Consider the following 24,099-nt stretch of genomic DNA (forward strand, 5'->3'; position numbering starts at 1 on the left):
CACCCGAAGGTGAGCGTGGTGTCGATCACCTACAACCAGGAGAACTTCATCCGCCAAGCACTGGACGGCTTCGTCGCGCAGCGAACCGATTTCCCCGTCGAGGTCGTCATCGCCGACGATGCGTCCACCGACTCCACGCCGGCGATCATCCGGGACTACGCTGACCGCCACCCGCAGCTTTTCCGTCCGATTTTCAGGTCCACGAACATCGGCGTGCATGCGAATTTCGTCGCGAGTCTGTCTGCGGCCCGGGGCGAGTACCTCGCGCTGTGCGAGGGAGACGACTACTGGACCGATCCGCTCAAGCTGAGCAAGCAGGTGGAGTTTCTGGACCGGAATCCGCGCACGAGCGTGTGTTTCCACCCAGTGCGGGTCATCCACGACGATGCACCCGACGCGGAGTTCCCCCCGGTCGGCTGGCGTCGCGACATGAGCCTGGAAGCGCTGCTGGCACGCAATTTCATCCAGACCAATTCGGTCGTCTACCGTCGCCAGCAGCGCTATGACGACATCCCCGTCAACATCATGCCGATCGACTGGTACCTGCATGTGCGGCATGCGATCAATGGTGAGATCGCGATGCTGCCCGACACGATGGCGGTGTATCGGCGCCACCCGCAAGGGATTTGGTACGAGTCGGATCACGACCGGCAGAAGTTCTGGCAGTCACGCGGCTACGGGGTGGTGGCCACGCTGGAGGCGATGGCGGACCTGTTCCCCGGTGACCATGCACGCGAAAAGATCATCGGCAAGGTGGCCGATTGGGTGCTCGGCGAGATCGCCAAGGTACCGGGCCCCAAAGGACGCGCCGCACTGCTGAATTCGGTCGCCGACCACCCGCGGATAACGATGCTCTCACTGCAGCACCGGTGGACGCAGACGCGCTGGCGACGGCTCGAGCATCGCCTCTCCGGCGACGTGGCCAGTGTTCGCAAGCATGCGTATCTGTACTCGTCGCGCGTCAAGCGCCGACTGACAACGGCTTCCGCACCACGTAGAGAGCCGAACCAAAGCCGATAGCGTGCCGGGAGAACGTGTCTCGGCCGAAGTCGCGCGAGTCGAGCACATCGATGCCGAAACCGTGCCGGCGAATCCGCGAGCAGAGGGTGGCGCGGTCGTAGAGCCGCACGTGGTCGCCCTGCGCGAACCGGCGCCATCGCTCACGTTCGTCGGCCACGGCGGGGTCCTCGTCGAAACTGCCCTGCGGCGTCACCGGTGTCATGATGATGCCGCGCCCGCCGGGTACCAGGATCCGGTACAGCTCATCCAGCGCCAGGCCGTCATCGGTGACGTGCTCGAGTACGTGTGAGCAGATGAAGAAGTCGAGCGAATCATCCGGGTAAAGAGGCATATCGGTGATGTCCACCAGGTCATCGACGCCGGGCATCATCAGGTCGGCGGATCGGTACTGGAAGTCGTCCCGGCCGCGCAGATATGCAGACAGTGCTGCGGCAGGTGCGAATTCAACCACCCGGCGCAACCCGCCGGGCGGCAGGAACCGCTCGACATAGAGCTTGTAGAGCCGGTCCCGGTCGGTGGACCCGCACACCGGGCACAGGTACCGGCGATGGTTCAACGTCTCGAATTCGTCCAGCGAGTAGGGGAATTCACGCTCAGCCAGGGTCCGGCCCAAGGTGCGGCTGATGCTTTTGAAGCGGACCTTCTTGTCGCAGAGATTGCATCGACCCGGACCCCGGAATATCAGGCTCCGGATGAGCCGCTCGGCGTCTCGGGCGTTCATCCGACTCTCTCGACCAGGCTCGGCTGCACCGATGAAACCAGGACAGCGGCCAGCGATTTCGCCAGGGAGCGGATGCGAGGCGCACTCTCGACATGCCAGAAGCGGATGCGAGGATTGAAATTGCCACCGTTCAGCGGACCGATGACGAAAAATCCCGGGCTGGCCTCGAATTCGTCGTTCACCAGGACACCCCGGTTGGTGCGGTTGGGCCGGCACAGACCGTTGCGCAGGCTGCTGGCCAGAAATGGTGCCGAACAGGTGTCCAGCTCTTCGAAACCGCCGCAATTCACCACTGCCGCAAACTGTTCGGGGTACGTCTGCTCGATGCCCTGCGCCCGGTAGCGCACCCGGGCGAAGGGTCCGCCGGAGGAGCACGGCTCGACACCCAGCACCTCTCCGGCAACCATGGTCAACCTGCCTTCGGCGGCCGACTCCGCTGCCGCCTGTCGGCAGTCGCGTCCAGCACGGCGGACCAGCTTCGTGTAGTCCATGCCGTGGACGCAGAAGAACTCCTCCAGCTCTTCTGGGCCCATCTTGCGAAAGGCCGCACCGATCAGCGCGCCGACGTCGTGGTACAGGTCGGCCAGGTTCAGCGACCGTCCCGCGGCGGTTCGCAGGTCGGCGCGGATGGCGTCCATCAACTCGGCGGCACTGACCGTCTGCGCCGCCACCAACTCGCCGAGTCGCGGGAATTCGAACTCGAGCGGCTCGTCGCAGATCATGTGGGGCAACATCCCGGAGCGCGAGATGACGGTGATGGAGCCGATCCGTTCGCGGATGGCCGGCTCATGGTGCATCAGGTACAGCACTTCAAGTGAGGTGGCGTTCGATCCCACGACCAGGACGTTGCGCTGTTCCCGCACCGGGGCACCGTCCAGCGCCCGGCGTAACCGCTGCACGTTGCTCTCACCATCAGGGCTGTAAAAGTCGTTGATGTAGGTGAATGCCGGCTCGCGATCACCATCGACGATCGCCTTGGCCGGCGGGCTGCCGATAGCCGCGACCACCCGTTGTGCGTGGATCTCCGCGGGACCGCCGCCGGCCGACGGGACCAAGCCGACGACGAAGTGCCCGTCCACCGCATCCGCGCTGACGGCTTCGGCGTGAATGGTCGTTATCTCGGCCAGTCCGCGGCCGCCGAGATCAGCGATCGTGTCGGCGATCTGCTCAGAGATGAACCGGCCGAACAGGAATCGCGGTAGGTAGACCCCGCCCCACCGGTTCTGACTCAGCGCGTTGCGGTTGTCGTCGAGCCAGCGGGCCGCGGCCTCGCCCCCCTCCTCCCGCACGAATGTCAACCAGGCGTCCTTGTGCCGCTCCAGCCAGCCGCAGTAGGCACCCTTTTCGGGTTCGTCGGCGAACTCGTCGAGCTTCTGAATGGCGAGCGAGCGGATACTTGACCGCCGCCCGTAGGCGATCCCGCACCAGAACTGCTCGTCACGTTCCACCACCGCGATGCGGAGTTTGGCGGGCGCGGGGCGACACACGAGGACCTCGGCCATCTCAAGCAAGGTCATCGAGCACGCGATACCGCTTCCGATGAACACGATGTCGAACGCGGGTACGGGAAGCACAGCGCTGTCGCGCAGCATGACCCCGCCTCCAGAATCAGCGGGACGTCCCGCAAGCCGTCGAGTTAGGGAAGCCTAACATAATGAGAGCGGCCTAGTCAGAGCTGCTCTTCAGGCTCGAGTACGACGCGGACGAATACCTTCCGACCCGACGAATCGACGAACCAGGCGTTGCGGAACTCGTCGTGCGTCAGCGCCCGGAGGCGATCCAGGAACTGCCCGAACGACCCGTGTTCGTCCAGGTCCAATTGCCGCAGCCGCTCGAAGTCCTTCTTGAAGTTGAGGTTGCCCTCCTTGGACATCGGCTCCGCCCGATAACTTCCGTCGCGGATCGCGGCGAAGTGTTCGAGCACCAGCTCCCGCTCGATAGCCAGCAGCCGGGCATACACGCTGCCTGAGGTGTCCCAGGAAGCGACCGGACATTCCCGCTGCGCAATGATCGGGCCGTGGTCCAGCTGGTCGTCCATCTCATGGATCGTCACGCCGACTTGCTGTCCGTCGATGATGGAGAAGACCTGCGGGAACCACCCGCGGTTGTATGGGTTCAACCCCGGGTGGACGTTCACGCATCTGACCCCGTCGAGCAACGCCGCCGGAAAGATCTGCTTGCAGTGCAGCGAGAAGACCAGGTCATAACGCTGACAGATCTCCGCCACGCTGCCCTTGACGTCGATGCGCGGCACGCCCGGGAGTTGGCCGATCAGTGACTGGTAAACGTCACTCTCGCCGTACCGTCCCTGCAATTCGACGGCCAGGGCGTGCGTGTGGACGTTGTCGGTGAGGATCAGAGTTGTCATGCCTGCCCCCGCACGGGCCCACCGTACGGCACGGCCCGCCGCGACGATCAGTGCGGCCCGATTACTTGGCTATGACGGCGAAGTGGGCGCCGGTGGCCCACGACGCTTCGAAGACCGCGAAAGGAACCACCTCGTCGCGGCCGTAGTCGACGCCGGGATCGTTGAGGTGCACCACATTTGCGGCGGTATCGATGCCGGTGACGACGACGAAGTGGTCCTCGTGGGCATGGTCGCCAGGCTGATTCCATAGCGTCTCGCCGTTGACCGCGGCGAGCACTTTGTGCCCCGCACCCAACTCCGGTGCCAGCGTCCCGATGGTGAACTGGCCCCTGTTGGTCGCAATACCGTAGTGCCCGAGCAGAACCGCTACGTCCCAAGGGTCGGTGCCGTTGCCGTTGAAGATCGGTCCGGTCCCAGCCGAGTTCGGGGTGTTGGAAGCCACCGCCTTGACCTCGCCCTCGGTGGGTTCGTTGCCGGTGATCTCACCGACCACATCGGCCACCGCGACCAGTGCGCAGGCCCGGTTGTCGGCCTGCCGGCGCCAGAACGGTGCTGCCGCCGCGGGGTCGCCATACATCCGGCCGGCACCGCCACCCGGATTAGCTTGTGCCGCAGCGGGAAAAGTGATCAGTCCCGCGGTGGCCAGCGCGACCAGCGCCCCGGCGAAACTTAACTGCCTTGCTGTCTTCGTCTTCATGTGCAAAGGATCGGCCGGCCCACTGGCCCGATCCATGGGAAAACCTTGCGGAATTCCTGCGCCGCAGGCAGCGCGGCTCTCGTGAGTCAGTGCGGTTGGATCATGCGGGCCAGCTCAGCCATCACGGACTGCCGCAACTCATCGTCGGACAAGTCATCCAGTCCGGTCGAAGCCCGCAGGAACGGCTCGAACAGCCGCCAGCCGAATTGCAGGGCAGCGGCGTTGGCCACCGCCAGCCGCGCGCTGCGATCGTCGGGGAAATGCGGTCGCGCCGCCTCCAGCAGCTGCGACATGCCGGGAAAATGCGTCTGCAGCTGCCCGACCGGGTAGCCGTCCAGCAGGGTGCGGGCTATCACCCGCAGATGCCGCTCCATGGCTTGCTCGACTTCTGCGTCCGAGGCCCCCTGTTGCCGCGCCTTGGTGGTGGCCGTGCTCAGGTGGTCAAGGACCGCACCGACCAATTTCTCCTTCGTGCCGAAGTGACGAAACACCAAGCCGTGGTTCACCTTTGACCTTGCGGCGATGTCGCGGATCGAGGTCGCGGCGGGTCCGCGCTCGGCGAACAGCTCAGCGGCCGCCTGCAGCACCGCGGCCGCCACCTCTTCCCGGCCGGTGGGAATCGCGCCGCGCGAAACGCTTGCCGCCCGTGTAGTCACGTGTCTACGTTAACGTGGTAGTCAACTGACTACACAGATCGTCCGGAAAAGGAACACGAGATGACACACGCGGTTACCGTCACCAAGCTGAGCAGCCGGATCGGCGCCCGCCTCGACGGGGTGCAGCTGGGCGGCGACCTGGACCAGGACACCGTCGACGAGATTCACCAGGCGTTGCTCACTCACAAAGTGATCTTCTTCCGCGGCCAGCACCACCTGGACGATGACGGGCAACTCGCGTTCGCCGAGTTGTTGGGCATCCCGGTCGGCCACCCGGCCGCGGCCGCGTTCGGGGCGAAGGGCCCCATCATCACCCCGATCAACTCCGAGTGGGGCAAGGCGACGTCCTGGCACACCGACATGACTTTCGCCGCCAACCCGCCGGCGGCCTCGATCCTGCGCGCGGTCACCCTGCCGAGCTACGGCGGGACGACCCTGTGGGCCAATACCGCCGCAGCCTACGCCGCACTGCCCGAACCGCTGCAGCACCTCGTCGAGCACCTATGGGGACTGCACACCAACAAGTTCGACTACGCGATCAGCGAGTCCGACCTGAAATCGTTGACGGAGGCCCAGCGGGCCATGGTGACCGGATTCCAGCAACCCGACTTCCGCACCGAGCACCCGGTGCTGCGGGTGCACCCGGAAACCGGCGAACGCACGCTGCTGCTCGGTAACTTCGTGCGCAGCTTCGTCGGACTGGACCCGCATGACTCGGACGTCCTCTTCGAACTGCTGCAGCGTCGAATCACCCAGCCGGAGAACACCATTCGCTGGAGCTGGGAGTCCGGTGACATGGCCATCTGGGACAACCGCGCCACCCAGCACCGCGCGGTCGACGACTACGACAACCAGCGCCGGCTCATGCACCGCGTCACACTGCTCGGCGACGTGCCGGTCAACGCCCGCGGCGAGCGCAGTCGGGTGATCAGTGGCACCCCCCTTGCCGTGGCGTAGTCAGTTGACTACACTCGCTGTCATGTAGTCATCTGACTACACCCTCTCGCAGAAGGAACAGCGATGACAAACCTGGTAGCAGTACACAAGTTGGGCAGCCGCATCGGCGCGGAGGTCGACGGCCTCCGCCTCAGTGGCGACCTCTCCCCCGATGCGGTGGAAGAGATCCGCGCGGCGCTGCTGACCCACAAGGTGATCTTCTTCCGCAACCAGCACCACCTCGATGACCGTGAGCAACTCGCCTTCGCCGCGCTGCTCGGCACCCCGATCGGCCACCCGGCGGCCACCGCGCTGGCCCCGGACGCCCCGGTCATCACCCCGATCAACTCCGAGCTCGGCAAGGCCAACCGCTGGCACACCGACGTCACGTTCGCCGCCAACTACCCGGCCGCGTCGATCCTGCGGGCGGTTACCCTGCCCAGCTACGGCGGTTCGACACTGTGGGCCAACACCGCGACGGCCTACGCCGACCTCCCGGACCCGTTGAAGCACCTGGCCGACAACCTGTGGGCGGTGCACACCAACCGCTACGACTACATCCAGCAGCAGCCGATGACGGATCTGCAACGCGCGTTCCGGCAGGCATTCGAGATGCCCGACTTCCGGACCGAGCACCCCGTGGTGCGGGTACACCCCGAGACCGGGGAACGGACCCTGGTTGCCGGCGACTTCGTGCGTAGCTTCGTCGACTTGGACAGCCGCGAGTCCAGCGCTCTGTTCGAGTTGCTGCAGAACCGGATCACCGCGCCGGAGAACACCATTCGCTGGAACTGGCAGCCGGGCGACGTCGCTATCTGGGACAACCGGGCCACCCAGCACCGCGCCGTGGACGACTACGACGACCAGTACCGGCTGATGAACCGGATCACGCTGATGGGCGACGTGCCCGTCGATGTGCACGGGCAGCGCAGCCGGGTGATCAGCGGGGCGCCGCTGGCTCTGGTGAGCTGACGGGCGACCTGGTCAGCCGGTCTTGGTCTTGCTGACCGGGTCGATGGGCAGCCACCGCAGCGCTCCCGGCGCGTCGGCGGGCACCACCGGGTGCTCCGGTTCGATCGGGTCCAGCCTCCGGTATGCGTCTCCCTGCAGCGGACGCTGGTCGTTCTGGCCCTTGTTGGGCCAGAGCGACGCCGCCCGCTCGGCCTGGGCCGCGATGGACAGCGACGGGTTCACGCCCAGGTTCGCCGAGATGGCCGCGCCATCGACGACGAACAGCGACGGATAGCCGTAGACGCGGTGGTAGGGGTCGATGACCCCGTTGGACGGGCTGTCGCCGATCGCCGCGCCGCCCAGGAAGTGGGCGGTCAGCGGGATGTTGAACAGCTCACCCCAGGTGCCGCCGGCCACGCCGTCGATCTTCTCCGCGATGCGCCGCGTCACCTCGTTGCCAACCGGGATCCAGCTGGGGTTCGGCTCGCCGTGGCCCTGCTTGCTGGAGAACCAGCGGACGCCGAGCTTGCCGCGCTTGGTGAACGTGGTGATCGAGTTGTCCAGATGCTGCATCACCAGCGCGATCGTGGTCCGCTCGCTCCACTGCCTGGGGTACAGCATCCGCAGCATCAGCCGCGGATTGGCCCGGGCCTGGTCCAGCAGCTGGCGCCAGCGCGGCACATCGGTGCCCTGCGGTCCGGAGCCGTCGGTCATCAGCGTCTGCAGCAGGCCCATCGCGTTGGATCCCTTGCCGTAGCGGACCGGCTCGACGTGGGTGTCGCTGGTGGGGTGGATCGACGACGTGATCGCCACGCCGTGGGTCAGGTCCAGCTTGGGATCCACCTTCAACGTCGCCGCGCCGACGATGGATTCGGAGTTGGTTCGGGTCAAGACCCCGAGTCGCTCGGACAACCGCGGCAGCTTGCCTTTGTCGCGCATGTTGAACAGCAGGTGCTGGGTCCCCCAGGTGCCGGCGGCCAGGATCAGGTGGGAGGCCGTGTAGGTGCGGCGGTCGCGGCGCACCCAACTTCCGGTACGGACCGTCTTGACCTCCCACAACCCGTCGCCCCGCTGCTCGAACCCCTTGACCGTGGTCATTGGAATGACCTGTGCGCCAGCGGATTCCGCGAGTGCGAGGTAATTCTTCAGCAATGTGTTCTTGGCCCCGTGCCGGCAACCCGTCATGCAGCAGCCGCATTCCATGCAGCCGGTGCGCGCTGGTCCCGCGCCGCCGAAGTACGGGTCGGGCACCGTCTTCCCCGGCGTCTGGGTGCCGTCGGGACCGAAGAACACCCCGACCGGAGTGGGCACCCAGGTGTCACCGCAGCCCATCTCGTCGGCGACCTCTTTGAAGATGCGGTCGGCGTCGGTGAACGTCGGGTTGTAGACCACGCCGAGCATGCGCTGTGCCTGCTGGTAGTGCGGCATCAGTTCGTCGCGCCAGTCGGTGATGTGTTTCCACTGCTGGTCGTTGAAGAACGGGTCCGGCGGGATGTAGAGCGTGTTGGCGTAGTTCAAGGAGCCGCCGCCCACGCCGGCGCCGGCGAGGATCATCACGTTCTTCAGCGGATGGATGCGCTGAATGCCGTAGCAACCCAGCTTCGGCGCCCAGAGAAACTTCCGCAGGTCCCACGAGGTTTTGGCGAAGTCTTTGTCTTCGTACCGACGGCCGGCTTCGAGCACCCCGACCCGGTAGCCCTTTTCCGTCAGGCGCAGCGCGCTGACACTGCCGCCGAAGCCTGAACCGATAATCAAGACGTCAAAGTCCGGTTTCATCGGAGCAGTATGACCCGCTTTACATCGGGCGCGTCAAGCAGTCTGCCGAGCAGACGCAAGATCGCGTGTTTTGGCGCTACAACGTGCGATTTCATGTCTGCTCGCGACAGAACCGGACCCTCAGCTGGCGACCGTCAGACCGACCTTCTGGAACTCTTTGAGGTCGCAGTACCCGGCCTTGGCCATCGCCCGGCGTAGACCGCCGACCAGGTTCAGGGTGCCGAACGGGTCGTCGGACGGGCCGTTGAGAACCCGCTGCAACGGTGGGCGCTCGCCGACGGCGATCTGCAGCAGTGCTCCGCGGGGCAACGACGGGTGCGCGGCGGCCGACGGCCAGAACCAGCCCTCGCCCAGTGCCTCGGCCGATTCGGCCAGCGGCGTGCCCAGCATCACCGCGTCGGCTCCGCACGCGATGGCCTTGGCCAATTCGCCGGAGGTGTGGATGTCGCCGTCGGCCAGCACGTGCACGTAGCGGCCGCCGGTTTCGTCGAGGTATTCGCGCCGGGCGGCGGCGGCGTCGGCGATCGCCGTGGCCATCGCCACGCTGATGCCCAGCACCTCGTCGGTGGTGGTCACCCCTCTGGTGGAGCCGTAGCCGACGATGACGCCGGCCGCGCCGGTGCGCATCAGGTGCAGCGCGGTGCGGTGGTCCTGCACGCCGCCGGCGACGACGGGGATGTCCAGCTCGGAGATGAAGGTCTTGAGGTTCAGCGGCTCGCCGTTGCTGGCAACCCGCTCGGCCGAGACGATGGTGCCCTGAATGACCAGCAGGTCCACGCCCGCCTGCAGCAGCACCGGGGTCAGCGCCTGGGCGTTCTGCGGGCTGAGCCGTACCGCGGTGGTGACGCCCGCCTCGCGGATGCGGGCCACCGCCGCGCCGAGCAGGTCAGGGTTCAGGGGGGCCGCGTGCAACTCCTGCAGCAGCCGGATGGCTGCCGAGGGTTCGGGCTCCTTGGTCGCGGCTTCGATGAGCTGGGTGACCTTGCCCTGCACATCGGCGTGCCGGCCGATCAGCCCTTCCCCGTTGAGCACCGCCAGGCCGCCCAGCCGGCCGAACTCGATGGCGAACTCCGGGGACACCAGGGCGTCGGTCGGGTGGGCCAGCAGCGGAATCTCGAACCGGTAGGCGTCCAGCTGCCACGCCGTGGACACGTCCTGCGACGAGCGGGTGCGCCGCGACGGCACGATGTTGATCTCGCTGAGTTCATAGGTACGACGGGCGCTGCGGCCCATGCCGATCTCAACCATGGTCACCGTCAGCGCGCGTAGTAGTTCGGTGCTTCGACGGTCATCGCGACGTCGTGAGGGTGGCTTTCCTTCAGACCAGCCGGAGTGATCCGGACGAACTGCGCCTGCTGCAGCACCTCGATCGTGGGCGAACCGGTATATCCCATCGCGGCTCGCAGACCGCCGGTCAGTTGGTGGATCACCGAACCGAGCGGGCCGCGGAACGGCACCCGGCCTTCGATGCCCTCGGGCACCAGCTTGTCCTCGGAGAGCGCGTCATCGGCGAAGTAGCGGTCCTTGGAGTAGGACTTGGCTCCCCCTCTGCCTTGCATGGCGCCCAGCGAGCCCATGCCGCGGTAACTCTTGTACTGCTTGCCGTTGACGAAGATCAGCTCCCCGGGCGCTTCGGCGGTGCCGGCCAGCAGCGAACCCAGCATGGCCGCCGACGCGCCCGCGGCCAGCGCTTTGGCGATGTCGCCGGAGTACTGCAACCCGCCGTCGGCGATCACCGGCACGCCATGAGGACGACAGACCGCTACTGCTTCCAGGATCGCCGTGATCTGCGGTGCGCCGACACCGGCGACCACCCGGGTGGTGCAGATCGAACCGGGCCCGACGCCCACCTTCACCGCGTCGGCGCCGGCGTCGACCAGGGCGGCGGCCGCCGAGCGGGTCGCCACGTTGCCGCCGACCACGTCGACGCGGTCGCCGACCTCGAGCTTGAGCTTGTTCACCATGTCCAGCACCAGGCGGTTGTGCGCGTGCGCGGTGTCGACCACCAGCACGTCCACGCCGGCGTCGACCAGCATCATCGCGCGCACCCACGCATCGCCGCCGACGCCGACAGCCGCCCCCACCAGCAGCCGGCCGTCGCTGTCCTTGGTGGCCAGCGGGTGCTGCTCGGTCTTGACGAAGTCCTTGACGGTGATCAGCCCGGTCAGCCGGCCGTGGCCGTCCACGATGGGCAGCTTCTCGATCTTGTTGCGGCGCAACAGGCCCAGCGCCGCCGATGCGCTGACGCCCTCCTGGGCGGTGATCAGCGGCGACTTGGTCATCACCTCGGCGACCTGCCGGTTCTGGTCGACCTCGAACCGCATGTCGCGGTTGGTGATGATGCCGACCAGCGCACCGTCGTCATCGACGACGGGAAGACCGGAGATCCGGAACCGCGCGCACAGCGCGTCGACCTGGGCCAGCGTGTTGTCCGGGCGGCAGGTGACCGGATCGGTGACCATGCCGGCCTCCGAGCGCTTCACCATCTCCACCTGACCGGCCTGCTCGGCCACCGGCAGATTGCGGTGCAGCACGCCCATGCCACCGGCACGGGCCATCGCGATCGCCATCCGGGACTCGGTGACGGTGTCCATCGCCGAACTGACCAGCGGCACCTTTAGGCGTACCCGCTTGGTGAGCTGACTGGAGGTGTCCGCGGTGGCCGGTACCACGTCGGAGGCGGCGGGCAGCAGCAGCACGTCGTCGAAGGTCAGGCCCAGCATCGCGATCTTGTGCGGGTCGTCGCCTCCGGTGGGCACCGGGTCCCCGGACAGGCCGCCCACGCGCACGTACGGGCTGCCGACCAGGTCGGAGCTGTCTTCGAGGCCGGACATGCCACGGGACATCGGCGGGGCCCTCCAAATGCAGGCTGGGGTAAGAAAGATCATCCTATCGGCTTCCGGGGACAGCCCGACTCGCGACTTCGCCGTGTCATCCGGGTAGCGGCGCGGGCCCGTCTCAACGGTTTCCGGCGTCATCCCGCTGGCGGCAGGCGCGCCCCGGCAATTTCTGGCGAAATGACTACCGGGCTGCGTAGGCTATGGGGGTGCGTGACCACCTCCCGCCGGGTTTGCCGCCCGATCCCTTCGCCGACGACCCCATGGACCCGTCGGCGGCTCTGGAGGCCGTCGAGCCCGGACAGCCGCTGGATCAGCAGGAACGGATGGCCGTCGAAGCGGACCTGGCCGACCTGGCGGTCTACGAGGCGTTGTTGGCCCACCGCGGGATCCGCGGCCTGGTGGTCTGTTGTGACGAGTGCCAGCAGGATCACTACCACGACTGGGACATGCTGCGGGCGAACCTGCTGCAGCTGCTCATCGACGGCACCGTACGTCCGCACGAGCCGGCCTACGACCCCGAGCCGGACGCCTACGTCACGTGGGACTACTGCCGCGGGTATGCCGACGCCTCGCTGAACGAAGCGACGTCAGACGCGGACGGGTTCCGTCGCCACCTCTGAGGCGCGATCTTTGATGTGAGGCCCTGATTTACGGCCTGGCGCTGGTCGGGATTGGTGTTTTCGGTGTAGCGGGCCCGGATGTCGTGTCCCACAATTCTCCCGACGGTGTCGACGGCGCCGTTGAACCCGGTCCCGCCGCCGGTGAGTTGGGCGACGCGGACGTACTCGACTTGGGCGTGGCCGTGGTGGTCGGCGTGGTGGTGGCGGGTTTCGTGGTCGGCGTGGTGGTGGACGCCTTGGGCTTGGTGGTCGACGGTGTCGGGGACGTGCTGGGCACCGTGGTGGTGGACGCCGGTGGCGTGGTCGTGGGAGTCGGTGTCGGGGTGGTGGAATCGACCGGTTCGGGTGTCTCCGGGGACGTCGACGCTTCGACCGCCACCGGAGGTGAAGGTTCGGTGGCGGGCGCCATCGGCTGCGGAGTCCGCGAGTTCGCCGGGGCACCGGGGACCGCCAACTCGGTGGTGGGTGGCGAGGCGGGCCGCGTCATGGCATTGGGATCGCGCTTTTCCACCTTGGTGTTGAGCTGGTTCACCTCGTCGAGCAGGCCCTGCCGGCGGCCACCGTCGTTGACGGCCTGCAGCGTGCTGCTGACCTCGGCCAGCTGGGTCTGCGCCTGGTCCCATTTGCCCTGGGCGATCATCTGCTCCACCTTGGCCAGATCGGCCTTCGCGGACAACATGATCTGGTCGTCGCTGACCCTCGGTTCGTTGAACATCATGGCGTGCAAGCCGTACAACAGGTCACCTGGCCGGGCGTCGCCCACTACCGCACCGAAGCCGCTGAGCATCAGCAGGGTCGCGGCCACCGAGCCGACCGCGGCCAGGCCGCGCCGGCCGCGGTTGTTGTCCATCATCCCCTCGCGCAGCGCATCCTCGGCTTCGTCCTGCGACACCAGCGCACTCGCCGGCGGCCAGCGCAGGTCGTCGCGCCACTCGCCCAGCAGCGCCGTCAGCGCCTCGTCTTCGAACCCGACGGGGTCGCCGAACACGCCCTCGGTGCGTGCTGCCAGCGCGTCGAGCAGCAGGTCGGTGCGGGCCACCTCGTCCAGGGCCGGCCGATCATTACCGAAATCAGAACTACGCATATTCACCTGCCGCGACGATCTCGTCTCTCAACCGTTGAAGTGCGCGATGCTGGGCCACCCGAACCGCGCCCGTCGTGCTGCCCACAGCCGCAGCGGTCTCCTCGGCGCTCAGACCCACCACCACGCGCAGGATCAGGATCTCGCGTTGTTTGGCCGGCAAGATCTCCAGCAATTCGTTCATCCGGGTCACCGAGTCGGCCTCGATGGCCCGCTGCTCCGGCCCCGCGTCCGATGACCGGCGCTCCGGCACCTCTTCGGCCGGGTACGCCAGGTCGCGGCCGGCGGCTCGATGGGCGTCCGCCACCTTGTGTGCCGCGATGCCGTACAGAAAGGCCAGGAAAGGGCGCCCACGGTCCCGGTAGCGCGGCAACGCCGTTATTGTCGCCAAGCACACCTCCTGGGCCACGTCATCTGCGGACAGTCCGCCCCGTTCGACGGTGCCGACTCGCGCTCGGCAGTATCGGACGACGATCGGACGGATGGTCTCCAGCACCTCCCGAAGCGCGTTTCGGTCCCCTGCGGCGGCCTCCACGACCACAGCGTCGAGACGTTCTCCCTGCATTGTCATCGACGGTGGTTTCTCCAAAGTCACGGACGGGACTCATCCCGGGCTAACTCGCTGAGCGACAATAACGGGCGGACAGGATCTCAGGCGGTGCGCCAGGTCCCACCGGCGCGTTGTACCTCACCTGCGCAAATATCCCGGATTTCAACGAGTTCGGGCAGCCCCTGTGCTTCAACCGTGACGCTTCCGGTATCGATCAGCAAGCAAGCGAGGGCCCAGCGCAGCGGGATGAGCCGCAGCGGCGCGGCGGTTTCGAATGCCGATTGCGCGACGGCCCGGGCCCGCTCGACGGCCCCTGCGCTGCACAGGGCGGCGGCCAGCACCACATCGCTCTTGACCTGGTGCCGCGCCGACCCGCCGGCCATGTCGCGCGCCTTTTCGACCGCCTCTTCTGCGCGGCGCACCGCGGTCGAGCCGTCACCGGAGGCCATCGCCAGCTCGGCGCCGACCCAGCCCCGGCGCACCGCGAGCCGGTCCGCCGTCGGCGCGGCCAACGGGGCCCCGTCCAGCGCGGCCTCCACGCGGGTCAGAAGCGTCGCCGCCGCAGCAAAACGACCGATGCCGAGCGCGTCGGCGGCCAGCCCGATCAGCGCGTCGGCCCGGGCCTCCGGGTCGTCGCCCGCCAGCGCCAAAGCCCGCCCGTCCCAGCCGCGCGCCAGAGTGTGCCAACCCAGTTGGCGCAGAAAAGATCCGTGGGTGCTGTGGGCCAGCGATGCCAAAGGGCCGGCGCCGACCCGCCGGCGCAGCGTGGCCAGGTCGGCGTAGGCGCTGGCGTAGCGGCCCTGTCCCCCGGCGGCGACGGCTCGTAGCCACAGCTGCCGCGGCGTAGTGGCCGTCGGCAACGGCCAGTCCGCCGAGCGGCCTCCGAACGCGGTGGCCTCGAATGCTTTCTCGAGCTCAGCAACACCTAAAATTTCACTGGAAGTGATGATTCCGCCCCCACCTGCCGATGCTGCGACAATCCCGCCGAAAGATTACTGCACTGCATGTCGCGGGCAGCAGCTCCCTCCGCGACGCGAAAACCGCCGCGAACTGGCAAGCCCCTGACTCGATTTTCAAATACTCGAATGCCATTCGAATTTGCGAGGTCATTCCTGAAAAATGGGGGCTGACATTTATCGTCACCGCGTTTATGTTTTTACTGCCGTAATTTCGGTGTGATCGGGTCGATGCAAGCCGCTTCGGAAAGGATGCGGTGCGCAATTGCAACGACTCGAGCCGAAAGACGGCGCGCAGCGGGGGACTGGATGGAGTAATCCTCGAGACCGCCATCGCCGTGGCGGGCAGGCCGCAAACACCGGCCGGGAAGGACTGTTGCTATGAGTTTCTTCATGTCTTCGCCAGAGGTGACGTCGGCGCGGATGTACGCCGGTGCGGGCTCTGGACCGATGCTGGCCGCGGCCGCCGCCTGGAGCGGGTTGGCCGAAGAACTAGGTTCGGCCGCCGACTCCTTCTCATCGTTGATTTCCGACCTGGTGACGTCGTCCTGGCAGGGCGCGGCGGCAACCGCGATGACCACCATAGCCGCGTCGTACGGGGAGTGGCTTGGCAAGGCGGCGACCCAGGCAGGCGGGGCATCGACTGGGGCGCAGGCCGTTGCGAGCGTGTACGAGTCGGCGCGGGCCGCCGTAGTACACCCGGTAGCGATCGCACTCAACCGGGATCGCCTGGTGTCACTGGCTTTGACCAACATCTTCGGGCTCAACGCGCCGGCGATCGCCGCCACTGACGGCGAATACGAAGAGATGTGGGCCACCGACATCGCCGCGATGGTCGGCTACCACGGCAGCGCCAGCGCGATCGCCGAACAGTTGGCGCCGTGGCAGAGCACCCTGACGGGCTTGTCCGGTCAGGTCACGGCAGCAGCCGGCATCGGGAGTCCGCCGTCGCCGCCGGCGCCCGCTGCCACAGCGGTTGAGTACGGCCTGATTGCGGCACTCCTTTCCTCCCGGCTCGCATCCGGACTTCGAACGGTGGCCTCCGTCGACACGCCTCTGGCGGTGGCGTTCCGCCAGCTCACCGATGCGGCCGCGGGATTGGGCGCTCGCACGGTGTTGATCACGCAGGCGGCAGCACAGCTTTCGGCCGTGGCCGCAAACCCACAACTCACCCAGGCGGCATCCCGACTGTCTGCCATTGCCGTCAATCCGGCGATTCTCTCCCAGGCGGCGGCGCAGCTGTCCGCCGTCGCCGCGGCCCCAACCGTGCTTGCCGCAGTCGTCGCCGACCCGGCGTTGGTCACCCAGGCGGCATCGCGGCTGTCGGCGACAGTGGCCAACCCCGCCGCGCTTGCATCGATCGTCGACTCTCGCCTGCTAACCCAGGCCGCCGGCCAACTGTCGGCCGTCGCCGCCAACCCCGGCCTGCTCACTCAAGCCGCAAGCGAACTGTCGGCGATCGCGGCTAACCCCGGCGTGCTCACTCAGGCCGCTGCCCAGCTGTCCGCAGTCGCGGCCAGCCCGGCTCTGCTAGTCAGAGTCGGCGACCCGATTCTGCTCACGCAGGCCGCTGCCCAGCTATCCGCCGTCGCGACCAACCCCGGGCTGTTGACCCAGGTCGCCATCGATCTGTCCGCCATCGCGGCCAACCCCGGCGTGCTCAGCCAGGTCGCCGGCGACCTGTCCGCCATCGCAGTCAATCCCGCTCTGCTCACCCAGACGCTCGATCAACTGGGTGGTGCCATCTCGTCGACCCCCATCGCCGTCGACCCGAGCGTGGTTGCCCAGCCCACCGCCGTGTCTCCGGTCGCCACCACGCCCGTGGTCGCTCAACCGGTTTTACAAGCTTGATCCGTATTGCGGTTCGGCTGGGTCGCCCCGGCGGTAATGGCCAGTGCCTCCGATACCTCCGGAGTTGGTCAGCGATGTCGCGAGAGTGGGCCGCCACCCGGCCGTAATGGCACCTGCAAAGCGGTTGAATGGACCGCAGGAGGGCCCATCGCTTTTTCGCTTATCCACTCACGCACACCGGGTCAACGGTGATCGTCAAGCGACGACGGTCGGTAACCGGCGGGCGGCCGTAACATTCGGCCCGGTGGAGGCGACAGCAAATTGCTTGCATGGGGTCACGCCGATGCCGGATGACGAACTCGGGCAGGTGGGCTGTGCCCCGTTGACCGCGACCGTGGACGGTGGCGGCAGCGACCGTAACCGGCCCGGTGGTGGTCGGTGTCGGCCAAGTCCAGGATGCGCCCGCCCGGCCTGCCTGCGACGGTTGCCGGCTACTCGCAACCGGCCGCTCGACCCTGCGGGTATGACGGGTTTCAATCGCTGTGATATCTGCGCATCGTTGGTAAAAAGTTTGTGCGCTCTGTGTTACCGCGATATTACCTACAGTGGCTTCGATGCCAATTACAGCTTGCTCACATCACCCCACTGAGCTGGGACTTTGGCGTAACGCCACCATCCGGTTAGCACACCTAGCCTTCGGCAATAGCGCCACAGATGAACGCGGAGTTAATTCTCAAACAACGGGCCAGTATTTCGCCACACCGTGCGCCTATTGACTGAATTTCGATAGCCCACCTAGCGTCTACCGTGTTCGGTGTAGTCATCGGTGACGCCACTGCCATTCAGTTGCACAACTCGCCTCGTTCGCGAGCCTGCCCACTCAGGTGTGCCGTGCAGAGAGGGAATCAGCAATGCCACAGCCGGAACAGCTACCTGGACCCAACGCCGACATCTGGAACTGGCAGTTGCAGGGGTTGTGCCGCGGTGTCGACTCGTCGATGTTCTTCCATCCCGACGGCGAGCGTGGCCGTGCGCGGATGCAGCGCGAGCAGCGGGCCAAGGAGATGTGCCGACGTTGCCCGGTGATCGATGAGTGCCGGACCCACGCGCTGGACGTCGGCGAGCCGTACGGGGTGTGGGGCGGCCTGTCAGAGTCCGAGCGCGACATGCTGCTCAAGGGCTCCCTCGGACGCAACCGCGGAATCCGCCGCTCGGCCTGATTACTCGAGACGACGCAGGCCCGGGTGGAGTACCCCGGGCCTGTGTTCTGTCGGTGCCGCGGATTCAGGTGGCGACCAGTCTCAACAGTTCGTCCACCGACCATTGATCGTCGGCGTGATCGCCGTATTTGCAGGCAAGAACCACACCGTCTGGCCCGATCAGGAAGTCGGCCGGCTTGCCGAGGTGATTCTCCGTCGGCGCCAGGCTTCCAGCGACGGCTCGCACCGATCGCAGCTGGCGCAGACCTCGGCGGGCGGCCCGCACCGCCTGGGGACTGAGGACCGAACGCAACGAGGATCCGACGCCGAACTGGTCGTACAAACTCCGATCCGGATCGGCCACCACCGCGAAGGGCAGGTCGGCTTGGTAACGGCGCAGCGCGTCGGCCGACGAATGGAACACGACCACCTCGGTGACGTCTGCTTTGACGATCTCGTCGTGCCGACGCGCGACCTCGCGCAGGTGCAGACTGCAGATGGGACACGCGGCGAACCGCCGAAATTGCAGGTGCACCGGTCCGCTGGCGGCCGGAATGGTCACCGCGACACCGTTGATCGTTGTCAGCGCCCGAGGTGCCACTCGGTCGCCTGCACTCCATCTCATCCTGGCTCCAATCGCCGCCGCCACCGATAGCTTCGCCGACTCCGACGGCAGACCGTTAAACCCCTGCTTAACCGGCGCCAACCAGCGGCCCGAGCGCCTCGCCCACCGCCGTGATGACCCCGGGGGTGTACCGGTGGGTCGGCAGATTGACGATCACACCGTCGATGCCGGCGTCGAGCACCCGGCGCTTGATCTCCTCGGCCACCTGCTCGACCGTCCCGGTGACGGCCCGCCCACCACGCGCCTCGCCGATGTCGCCCGACGCGCCGTAGCCGTCGAGCACCACCGTCAACAGACAGCTGGTCTCCAGTGTGACCGGGTCGCGGTCGATTTCGGCGCAGCGCCGGCGCAACACGTCCAGCTTGGCCGGCAGGTCGTCGATGTCGGCGATGATGTTGAGGTGGTCGGCGTACCGGGCGGCCAGCCGGAACGTCTTCTTCTCGCCGCTGCCCCCGAGCATGACCGGGATGTGGTCGCGGTAGCGGGGCTCGTTGACCGCGTTCTCCGTGCGGTACCACTTACCCGAGAAGCTGGGCCGTTCGCCGTGGAACATGGGGAGGATGATCTGCAAGGCCTCTTCGAGCTTCTCGAACCGCTCGGTGAACGTGTCGAAGTCGAAGCCCAGCTGCCGGTGTTCCAGCTCGAACCAGCCGGCCCCGATGCCCAGGATGGCGCGGCCGCCGCTCACCACGTCCAGCGTCGTGACCTCTTTGGCGAGCAACGTGGGATTGCGGTAGGTGTTGCCGGTCACCAGCGTCGACAACTGGACGCGCTCAGTGGCGGTGGCCAGGGCGCCCAGCGCGGTGTAGGCCTCCAGCATGGGTTCGTCGGGTTCTCCCAGTCCGGGCAACTGGTAGAAGTGATCCATCAGCAGCACGGTGTCGAATCCGGCGCTTTCGGCCTCCTGGACCTGGGCTTTCACGGCGGGAAAGAGTTCGGCGACCGGGGTGCCGTAGGAGAAGTTGGGAATCTGCAATCCGAGTCGAATGGTCATGTTGTGGTGTAACCACGGCAGGCCGCGATTAAATCCCGGACTCACCTGATCCGCAGGGGTCCCGGGTCATTGTCACCGCGAACGTTGCGGGTGCGTGACCGACTCAAGTCGATCTCGTTGCACTTTCGCGACTGTGCTTGCGCGCCACAGCTATTCGCGAAACAGGACGTCCGCTTCCGGTGGCACTTATTGATCCCGTGACCGATAGTCATAGGGACTACATAGGAATGGGCATGGGTGAGGTTTTTCAGTTTCATCGTGAGATCATCGTCAGCGGTGACGACCCGCTGTCGAAGACGATCGCCGAGGAACTCCGGGGCGCCGGCGCGCGGATCATCAAGATCAACACCGCCGCCGATCTGCGGGCCGCCGGCGTGCATCGCGCCCGTGCCGTCGTCTGCGCCGGACCCAATGATGCGGTGAACCTCGAAATCGCATTACTGGCAAGGGAATTCAGCCCGAATGTGCGCGTGGTGGCGCGGTTGGCCAACGAGGTGCTGCGCAGAGGGGTGGCCGGAGTCAACGGCCCCGGGGCCATCCTGGACCTCGCAGACCTCGCGACACCCTCCATCGTCGAGGCGGTTCTGTCCCGCAACACCCACCAATTCGCCGCCGCCGGTATCGATTTCGTGGTCTGGGGATCCGAGGCGCCGCATGACGGAACGCTGCGCGAAATACACGCCGACCTGGCACCGGTGGCGGTGGTGCACGGCAAAAACTCGCCCGTGCCCGGGGAGGTGGTGCCATGCCCGGGGCGGGATCAGAAGGTCTACGCCGGCGACTGGACCTCGATGATCGGCGTCAAAGACGAGTTGGAGGCCCGCGGCATCACCGTGCCGTCTGCGGACGCGACGCGCTCACGCCACTCCCGGATGCGCCGCGCCATCGATGCGGTGCGCGCCATGCTCGACGACCTCAACCCGATGGTGTACCCCTCGCTGGTATTCACCCTGCTGCTGACGCTCGGCTCGACGGTCGTGGTGCGCCTCGGTCATCACAACCCGGAACTTTCCTGGCTCGACGCCCTCTACTTCGCCTCGGAGACCATCACGACCGTGGGCTACGGCGATTTCAGTTTTGCCTACCAGTCCCCTTTCCTGAGACTGTTCGCCGTCGGCCTGATGTTCGGCGGCGTGATCATCACCGCGGTCCTCACCGCCTTTCTCGCGGACCTGCTGCTGTCGCGGCGTTTCGTGAACACCACCGGACGGCTGCGGGCCAGGCACATGCGCGGCCACGTCGTTGTCATCGGACTCGGTTCGATCGGTGTCCGTGTGGTCACCGATCTGACCGCCGCGGGTTACGACGTCCTGGTGGTGGAGCAGAACGAGAACAACCCGTTCCTGCAGACGGTGGCCGAGCTGGACGTGCCGGTGATCTTCGGTGATTCGACGATGCGCCAGACGCTGGAGTCCGCGCGGGTCGATCACGCCCGGGGAGTGGCGGTGGTGACCAAGGACGACATGGAGAACATCGAGACCGGCATTGTGCTGCTCGAGATCCTGGGTTCCGACACCAAGGTGCCGATCGTGATGCGTGTGCAGGGGCGCGCGCTGGGCACCGCGATCAACCGGCGATTCGGCTTCGAGAACGTGCGGTCGATCGTCGACCTGGCGGCTCCGTGGTTCATCGGGGCGGCGATGGGCCTGCAGGTGCTGGGCACGTTCTGGGTCGGTCAGCGCTCCTTCATGGTCGGCGCCATGCTGGTGGCGGCCGGCAGCGAGTTGGACGGACTGCTGATGCTCGAACTGTCCACCCAGACCCGCGTCATAGCGATCATCCGTCCGGAGGGTCCGATCCGGCTGCGCCCCCGCCGCGACGCCCGGCTCAAGGCCGGCGACACCGTCTACCTCATCGGCCCCTACCGGGAACTGATCGCCACGCTGCGCAAGGGCCAACCGCCCCCGCTGACCGCGATCAACGGCGAGCGGACGAGCACCCTGGCCGCCGCGCGCCGGCCGGACGTCCGCCCGCCGCGGTGGGCACAGGACGTCGAAGTCTAGATAACCTGCCTGGGCAGTACATCTAGACGTCGTAATACAGCGCGAACTCGAAAGCCGTGGGCCGCAGGTTGAACGGCGCCAGTTCATAGTCGCGCTTGTAGTTGATCCACGTCTCGATCAGGTCGGGGGTGAAAACGCCTCCTTCGGTGAGGTATTCGCTGTCTTCCTCCAGCCGGTCGATCACCGCGGCTAACGACGTGGGGGCCTGCGCGATGTCCGCGGCCTCCTCCGGAGGCAGGTCGTAGAGGTCCTTGTCGATCGGCGGGGGCGGCTCGATCTTGTTCCTGATGCCGTCCAGGCCGGCCATCAGCATGGCGGCGAACGACAGGTACGGGTTGCCCGACGCGTCCGGACAGCGGAACTCCAGCCGTTTGGCCTTCGGGTTGTTGCCGGTGATCGGGATGCGTACGCACGCAGAGCGATTGCGCTGGCTGTAGACCAGGTTGATGGGCGCCTCGTATCCGGGCACCAGTCGCTTGTAGGAGTTGATGGTGGGGTTGGTGAAGGCCAGCAGCGAAGGGGCGTGGTACAGCAACCCGCCGATGTAGTGGCGGGCGATGTCCGACAACCCGGCGTAACCGTCCTCCTCGTACATCAGCGGCACGCCGTCCTTCCACAACGACTGGTGGCAGTGCATGCCGGAGCCGTTGTCGCCGAACAACGGCTTGGGCATGAACGTCACGGTTTTGCCTGCCTGCCAAGCGGTTTGCTTGACGATGTACTTGTACATCTGATGGTCGTCGGCCGCGTGCAGCAGCGTGTTGAACCGGTAGTTGATCTCGGCCTGGCCGCCGCTGCCCACCTCGTGGTGGCCCTTCTCCAGGGCGAAGCCGGCGTTGGTCAGATGGCTGAGCATCTCGTCGCGGAGGTCGACGTAGTGGTCGGTCGGAGCGACCGGGAAGTACCCACCCTTGGGACGGACCTTGTAGCCGAGATTCGGGCTGCCGTCGACCTCCGTCGCGGCCCCGGTGTTCCACCAACCCGACGTCGCGTCCACCTTGTAGAACGCGCCGTCAGTGCGCGAATCGAAGCTCACCGAATCGAAAATGTAGAACTCGGCCTCGGGTCCGAAATAGGCGGTGTCGGCGATACCCGAAGAAATCAGGTAATTCTCGGCCTTGCGGGCGACGTTACGGGGATCGCGGGAGTAGGGCTCCAGCGTGAACGGGTCGTGCACGTGGAAGTTCACGTTCAGCGTGGGGGCCTTGCGGAACGGATCGATGGTCGCGGTCTCCGGATCCGGAAGCAACAGCATGTCGGACTCGTGAATGGACTGGAATCCGCGAATCGAGGATCCGTCAAAGGCCAGGCCCTCCTCGAACACGTTCTCGTCGAAGGCGTAAATCGGAATTGTGAAGTGCTGCATGGTGCCTGGCAGGTCGCAGAATCGGACATCGACATATTCGATGTTCTCGTCCTTGGCGACTTTGAAGATGTCGTCGGGCGTCTTTTCGGACACGGGATGCTCCTTTTTCGGCTATCCGCGGTAATGCGCCCTCCCATTGACACATGCCGCGCCGCACCCCGCATCCGGAGCGTTTTGACCTGGATGAATCGGGGTAGGTACGCGTCATGAACAAGGGCGTAACCTTCGCTGTCGCGGCACTGGCCACGACCATTGCACCGTTGGCCGCCTGCTCGACGCAGCAGGGCGGCCAGAGCGGCACCTCGTCCACGTCCGGCGGACAGAGTGGCGCGGAGAAGATGACCACTCAGCTCAAGGGCACCGACGGCAGCCAAATCGCCACGGCAACCTTTGATTTCGCGAACGGTTATGCGACGGTGACGGTGGAGGCCGGCCCGAACTCGGTCTTGACGCCGGGTTTCCACGGCCTGGCGGTCCACGCGGTAGGCAGCTGCGAGCCGGCCGCCTTCGAGTCCGCCGGCAGCGTGTACCAGGCGTCCGGCCACACCGGTTATCCCGCCAGCGGCCAACTCACCGCCTTACAGGTGCGGCCCGACGGCTCGGCCAAACTGGTCACCACGACCAGCGGGTTCACCGCCGCCGACCTGAGAAACAGTTCCGGCACCTCGCTGGTCATCTCCGCGGACCCGGGCAGCTTCGGCGAGAGTTCGGCGGAAGAGACCGGCAAGCGGGTGGCATGCGGCGTCATCGCAGCGGCGTCCGCCACGACGACCTCGTCGACCACCTCGTCCACGACGACGACGAGCGTCAGCACGGTCACCACCACGGTCGCCGTACCGCCACCGGTTACCAGCACGAGCACGAGCACCAGCACCGTCACGGTCAGCAGCACCCCGACCACGACGTCCACGGCGCCCAAGACGGTGACAACTCCGCCCGGCGGCTGAGC

General features: G+C 66.5%; 21 protein-coding genes and 1 pseudogene. 8 read left to right on the forward strand and 14 right to left on the reverse strand.

Annotated features, from left to right (window positions below; translation table 11 throughout):
* The first annotated feature begins 9 nt into the window (after positions 1-9).
* Entirely contained in the window at positions 10-1,020 is a 1,011-nt protein-coding gene (locus ACNQS7_RS13960; protein ID WP_310786618.1) for a glycosyltransferase, read from the forward strand.
* On the opposite strand, the gene ACNQS7_RS13965 is transcribed toward ACNQS7_RS13960, so the two are convergent.
* The 5 genes from ACNQS7_RS13965 to ACNQS7_RS13985 all read right to left on the reverse strand — a co-directional run bounded on the left by ACNQS7_RS13965 (position 962) and on the right by ACNQS7_RS13985 (position 5,462).
* Positions 962-1,741: a methyltransferase domain-containing protein gene (locus tag ACNQS7_RS13965; protein ID WP_418012999.1), complete on the reverse strand. Its 780-nt coding sequence runs from the start codon at positions 1,739-1,741 to the stop codon at positions 962-964. The two genes, ACNQS7_RS13960 and ACNQS7_RS13965, sit on opposite strands and share 59 nt — an antisense overlap.
* Positions 1,738-3,333, reverse strand: coding sequence for an FAD/NAD(P)-binding protein (locus ACNQS7_RS13970; RefSeq protein WP_418013000.1), 1,596 nt, complete (start codon positions 3,331-3,333; stop codon positions 1,738-1,740). Before ACNQS7_RS13970 ends, ACNQS7_RS13965 begins: the two co-directional genes overlap by 4 nt.
* Positions 3,334-3,410: 77 nt before the next feature.
* A complete protein-coding gene (locus ACNQS7_RS13975) occupies positions 3,411-4,109 on the reverse strand; it encodes a dTDP-4-amino-4,6-dideoxyglucose formyltransferase (protein WP_418013001.1) in 699 nt (232 codons plus the stop codon).
* Between the two features lie 61 nt (positions 4,110-4,170).
* On the reverse strand, positions 4,171-4,806 hold the full coding sequence (locus ACNQS7_RS13980; protein ID WP_418013002.1) for a C39 family peptidase: 636 nt from the start codon (positions 4,804-4,806) through the stop codon (positions 4,171-4,173).
* An 86-nt stretch (positions 4,807-4,892) separates the two neighbouring features.
* Complete coding sequence (locus ACNQS7_RS13985; RefSeq protein ID WP_418013003.1) at positions 4,893-5,462, reverse strand: TetR/AcrR family transcriptional regulator; 570 nt, start codon at positions 5,460-5,462, stop codon at positions 4,893-4,895.
* 60 nt (positions 5,463-5,522) lie between these two features.
* Here ACNQS7_RS13985 and ACNQS7_RS13990 point away from each other — a divergent pair, with 60 nt between their 5' ends.
* Positions 5,523-6,419 carry a TauD/TfdA dioxygenase family protein gene (locus tag ACNQS7_RS13990; RefSeq protein WP_418013004.1) on the forward strand — a complete coding sequence of 299 codons (897 nt, stop codon included), beginning with the start codon at positions 5,523-5,525 and terminating at the stop codon, positions 6,417-6,419.
* A gap of 63 nt (positions 6,420-6,482) precedes the next feature.
* Complete coding sequence (locus tag ACNQS7_RS13995; protein ID WP_418013005.1) at positions 6,483-7,370, forward strand: TauD/TfdA dioxygenase family protein; 888 nt, start codon at positions 6,483-6,485, stop codon at positions 7,368-7,370.
* A gap of 12 nt (positions 7,371-7,382) precedes the next feature.
* On the opposite strand, the gene ACNQS7_RS14000 is transcribed toward ACNQS7_RS13995, so the two are convergent.
* From ACNQS7_RS14000 to guaB, 3 genes are all read right to left on the reverse strand, one after another.
* Positions 7,383-9,125 carry a GMC family oxidoreductase gene (locus ACNQS7_RS14000; RefSeq protein ID WP_310783991.1) on the reverse strand — a complete coding sequence of 581 codons (1,743 nt, stop codon included), beginning with the start codon at positions 9,123-9,125 and terminating at the stop codon, positions 7,383-7,385.
* Positions 9,126-9,245: 120 nt separating this feature from the next.
* On the reverse strand, positions 9,246-10,373 hold the full coding sequence (locus ACNQS7_RS14005) for a GuaB3 family IMP dehydrogenase-related protein (RefSeq protein WP_418015989.1): 1,128 nt from the start codon (positions 10,371-10,373) through the stop codon (positions 9,246-9,248).
* Positions 10,374-10,381: 8 nt separating this feature from the next.
* A complete protein-coding gene (guaB, locus tag ACNQS7_RS14010) occupies positions 10,382-11,971 on the reverse strand; it encodes an IMP dehydrogenase (RefSeq protein ID WP_310783988.1) in 1,590 nt (529 codons plus the stop codon).
* Between the two features lie 200 nt (positions 11,972-12,171).
* On the opposite strand from guaB, the gene ACNQS7_RS14015 reads away from it, so the two are divergent.
* The gene (locus tag ACNQS7_RS14015; RefSeq protein ID WP_055579226.1) at positions 12,172-12,585 is read left to right on the forward strand and encodes a DUF5319 domain-containing protein; all 414 of its coding nucleotides are present in this window, start codon (positions 12,172-12,174) and stop codon (positions 12,583-12,585) included.
* 184 nt (positions 12,586-12,769) lie between these two features.
* Here ACNQS7_RS14015 and ACNQS7_RS14020 read toward each other — a convergent pair.
* The 3 genes and pseudogenes from ACNQS7_RS14020 to ACNQS7_RS14030 all read right to left on the reverse strand — a co-directional run.
* Positions 12,770-13,669, reverse strand: a pseudogene (locus ACNQS7_RS14020) (anti-sigma-D factor RsdA); the annotation flags it as partial.
* Positions 13,662-14,237, reverse strand: coding sequence for an ECF RNA polymerase sigma factor SigD (gene sigD, locus ACNQS7_RS14025; protein WP_055579203.1), 576 nt, complete (start codon positions 14,235-14,237; stop codon positions 13,662-13,664). The gene sigD and the pseudogene ACNQS7_RS14020, both read right to left, overlap by 8 nt.
* Positions 14,238-14,317: 80 nt before the next feature.
* On the reverse strand, positions 14,318-15,148 hold the full coding sequence (locus ACNQS7_RS14030; protein WP_418015990.1) for a hypothetical protein: 831 nt from the start codon (positions 15,146-15,148) through the stop codon (positions 14,318-14,320).
* Between the two features lie 405 nt (positions 15,149-15,553).
* Between ACNQS7_RS14030 and ACNQS7_RS14035 the strand changes: the two genes are divergently transcribed.
* Positions 15,554-17,023, forward strand: a complete 1,470-nt coding sequence (locus ACNQS7_RS14035; RefSeq protein WP_418013006.1) for a PPE family protein — start codon at positions 15,554-15,556, stop codon at positions 17,021-17,023.
* Between the two features lie 851 nt (positions 17,024-17,874).
* Complete coding sequence (locus ACNQS7_RS14040) at positions 17,875-18,183, forward strand: WhiB family transcriptional regulator (RefSeq protein ID WP_310783978.1); 309 nt, start codon at positions 17,875-17,877, stop codon at positions 18,181-18,183.
* Between the two features lie 64 nt (positions 18,184-18,247).
* Here the strand turns inward: ACNQS7_RS14040 and ACNQS7_RS14045 are convergent, their stop codons facing one another.
* The gene (locus tag ACNQS7_RS14045; RefSeq protein WP_418013007.1) at positions 18,248-18,787 is read right to left on the reverse strand and encodes a peroxiredoxin-like family protein; all 540 of its coding nucleotides are present in this window, start codon (positions 18,785-18,787) and stop codon (positions 18,248-18,250) included.
* Positions 18,788-18,854: 67 nt separating this feature from the next.
* The gene (locus tag ACNQS7_RS14050; RefSeq protein ID WP_418013008.1) at positions 18,855-19,781 is read right to left on the reverse strand and encodes an LLM class F420-dependent oxidoreductase; all 927 of its coding nucleotides are present in this window, start codon (positions 19,779-19,781) and stop codon (positions 18,855-18,857) included.
* Between the two features lie 233 nt (positions 19,782-20,014).
* On the opposite strand from ACNQS7_RS14050, the gene ACNQS7_RS14055 reads away from it, so the two are divergent.
* Positions 20,015-21,784, forward strand: a complete 1,770-nt coding sequence (locus ACNQS7_RS14055; protein ID WP_418013009.1) for an NAD-binding protein — start codon at positions 20,015-20,017, stop codon at positions 21,782-21,784.
* Positions 21,785-21,806: 22 nt separating this feature from the next.
* Here the strand turns inward: ACNQS7_RS14055 and glnA are convergent, their stop codons facing one another.
* Positions 21,807-23,243 carry a type I glutamate--ammonia ligase gene (glnA, locus tag ACNQS7_RS14060; RefSeq protein WP_418013010.1) on the reverse strand — a complete coding sequence of 479 codons (1,437 nt, stop codon included), beginning with the start codon at positions 23,241-23,243 and terminating at the stop codon, positions 21,807-21,809.
* A gap of 113 nt (positions 23,244-23,356) precedes the next feature.
* Here glnA and ACNQS7_RS14065 point away from each other — a divergent pair, with 113 nt between their 5' ends.
* Positions 23,357-24,097 carry a superoxide dismutase family protein gene (locus ACNQS7_RS14065; protein ID WP_418013011.1) on the forward strand — a complete coding sequence of 247 codons (741 nt, stop codon included), beginning with the start codon at positions 23,357-23,359 and terminating at the stop codon, positions 24,095-24,097.
* Positions 24,098-24,099 lie beyond the last annotated feature (2 nt).

The organism is Mycobacterium sp. 23, assembly GCF_048287075.1.
GTDB classification, from domain to species: Bacteria; Actinomycetota; Actinomycetes; order Mycobacteriales; family Mycobacteriaceae; genus Mycobacterium; species Mycobacterium gordonae_B.

Bases quoted from the DNA above. Each gene is read 5' to 3' on its own strand.
- ACNQS7_RS14050 (WP_418013008.1), bottom strand. From the start codon at position 19,781: ATGACCATTCGACTCGGATTGCAGATTCCCAACTTCTCCTACGGCACC.
- ACNQS7_RS14065 (WP_418013011.1), top strand. From the start codon at position 23,357: ATGAACAAGGGCGTAACCTTCGCTGTCGCGGCACTGGCCACGACCATT.
- ACNQS7_RS13995 (WP_418013005.1), top strand. From the start codon at position 6,483: ATGACAAACCTGGTAGCAGTACACAAGTTGGGCAGCCGCATCGGCGCG.
- ACNQS7_RS14045 (WP_418013007.1), bottom strand. From the start codon at position 18,787: ATGAGATGGAGTGCAGGCGACCGAGTGGCACCTCGGGCGCTGACAACG.
- guaB (WP_310783988.1), bottom strand. From the start codon at position 11,971: ATGTCCCGTGGCATGTCCGGCCTCGAAGACAGCTCCGACCTGGTCGGC.
- ACNQS7_RS13975 (WP_418013001.1), bottom strand. From the start codon at position 4,109: ATGACAACTCTGATCCTCACCGACAACGTCCACACGCACGCCCTGGCC.
- sigD (WP_055579203.1), bottom strand. From the start codon at position 14,237: ATGACAATGCAGGGAGAACGTCTCGACGCTGTGGTCGTGGAGGCCGCC.
- ACNQS7_RS13970 (WP_418013000.1), bottom strand. From the start codon at position 3,333: ATGCTGCGCGACAGCGCTGTGCTTCCCGTACCCGCGTTCGACATCGTG.
- ACNQS7_RS14000 (WP_310783991.1), bottom strand. From the start codon at position 9,125: ATGAAACCGGACTTTGACGTCTTGATTATCGGTTCAGGCTTCGGCGGC.
- ACNQS7_RS13980 (WP_418013002.1), bottom strand. From the start codon at position 4,806: ATGAAGACGAAGACAGCAAGGCAGTTAAGTTTCGCCGGGGCGCTGGTC.
- ACNQS7_RS14005 (WP_418015989.1), bottom strand. From the start codon at position 10,373: ATGGTTGAGATCGGCATGGGCCGCAGCGCCCGTCGTACCTATGAACTC.
- ACNQS7_RS14055 (WP_418013009.1), top strand. From the start codon at position 20,015: ATGGGTGAGGTTTTTCAGTTTCATCGTGAGATCATCGTCAGCGGTGAC.
- ACNQS7_RS13965 (WP_418012999.1), bottom strand. From the start codon at position 1,741: ATGAACGCCCGAGACGCCGAGCGGCTCATCCGGAGCCTGATATTCCGG.
- ACNQS7_RS13990 (WP_418013004.1), top strand. From the start codon at position 5,523: ATGACACACGCGGTTACCGTCACCAAGCTGAGCAGCCGGATCGGCGCC.
- ACNQS7_RS14040 (WP_310783978.1), top strand. From the start codon at position 17,875: ATGCCACAGCCGGAACAGCTACCTGGACCCAACGCCGACATCTGGAAC.
- ACNQS7_RS14035 (WP_418013006.1), top strand. From the start codon at position 15,554: ATGAGTTTCTTCATGTCTTCGCCAGAGGTGACGTCGGCGCGGATGTAC.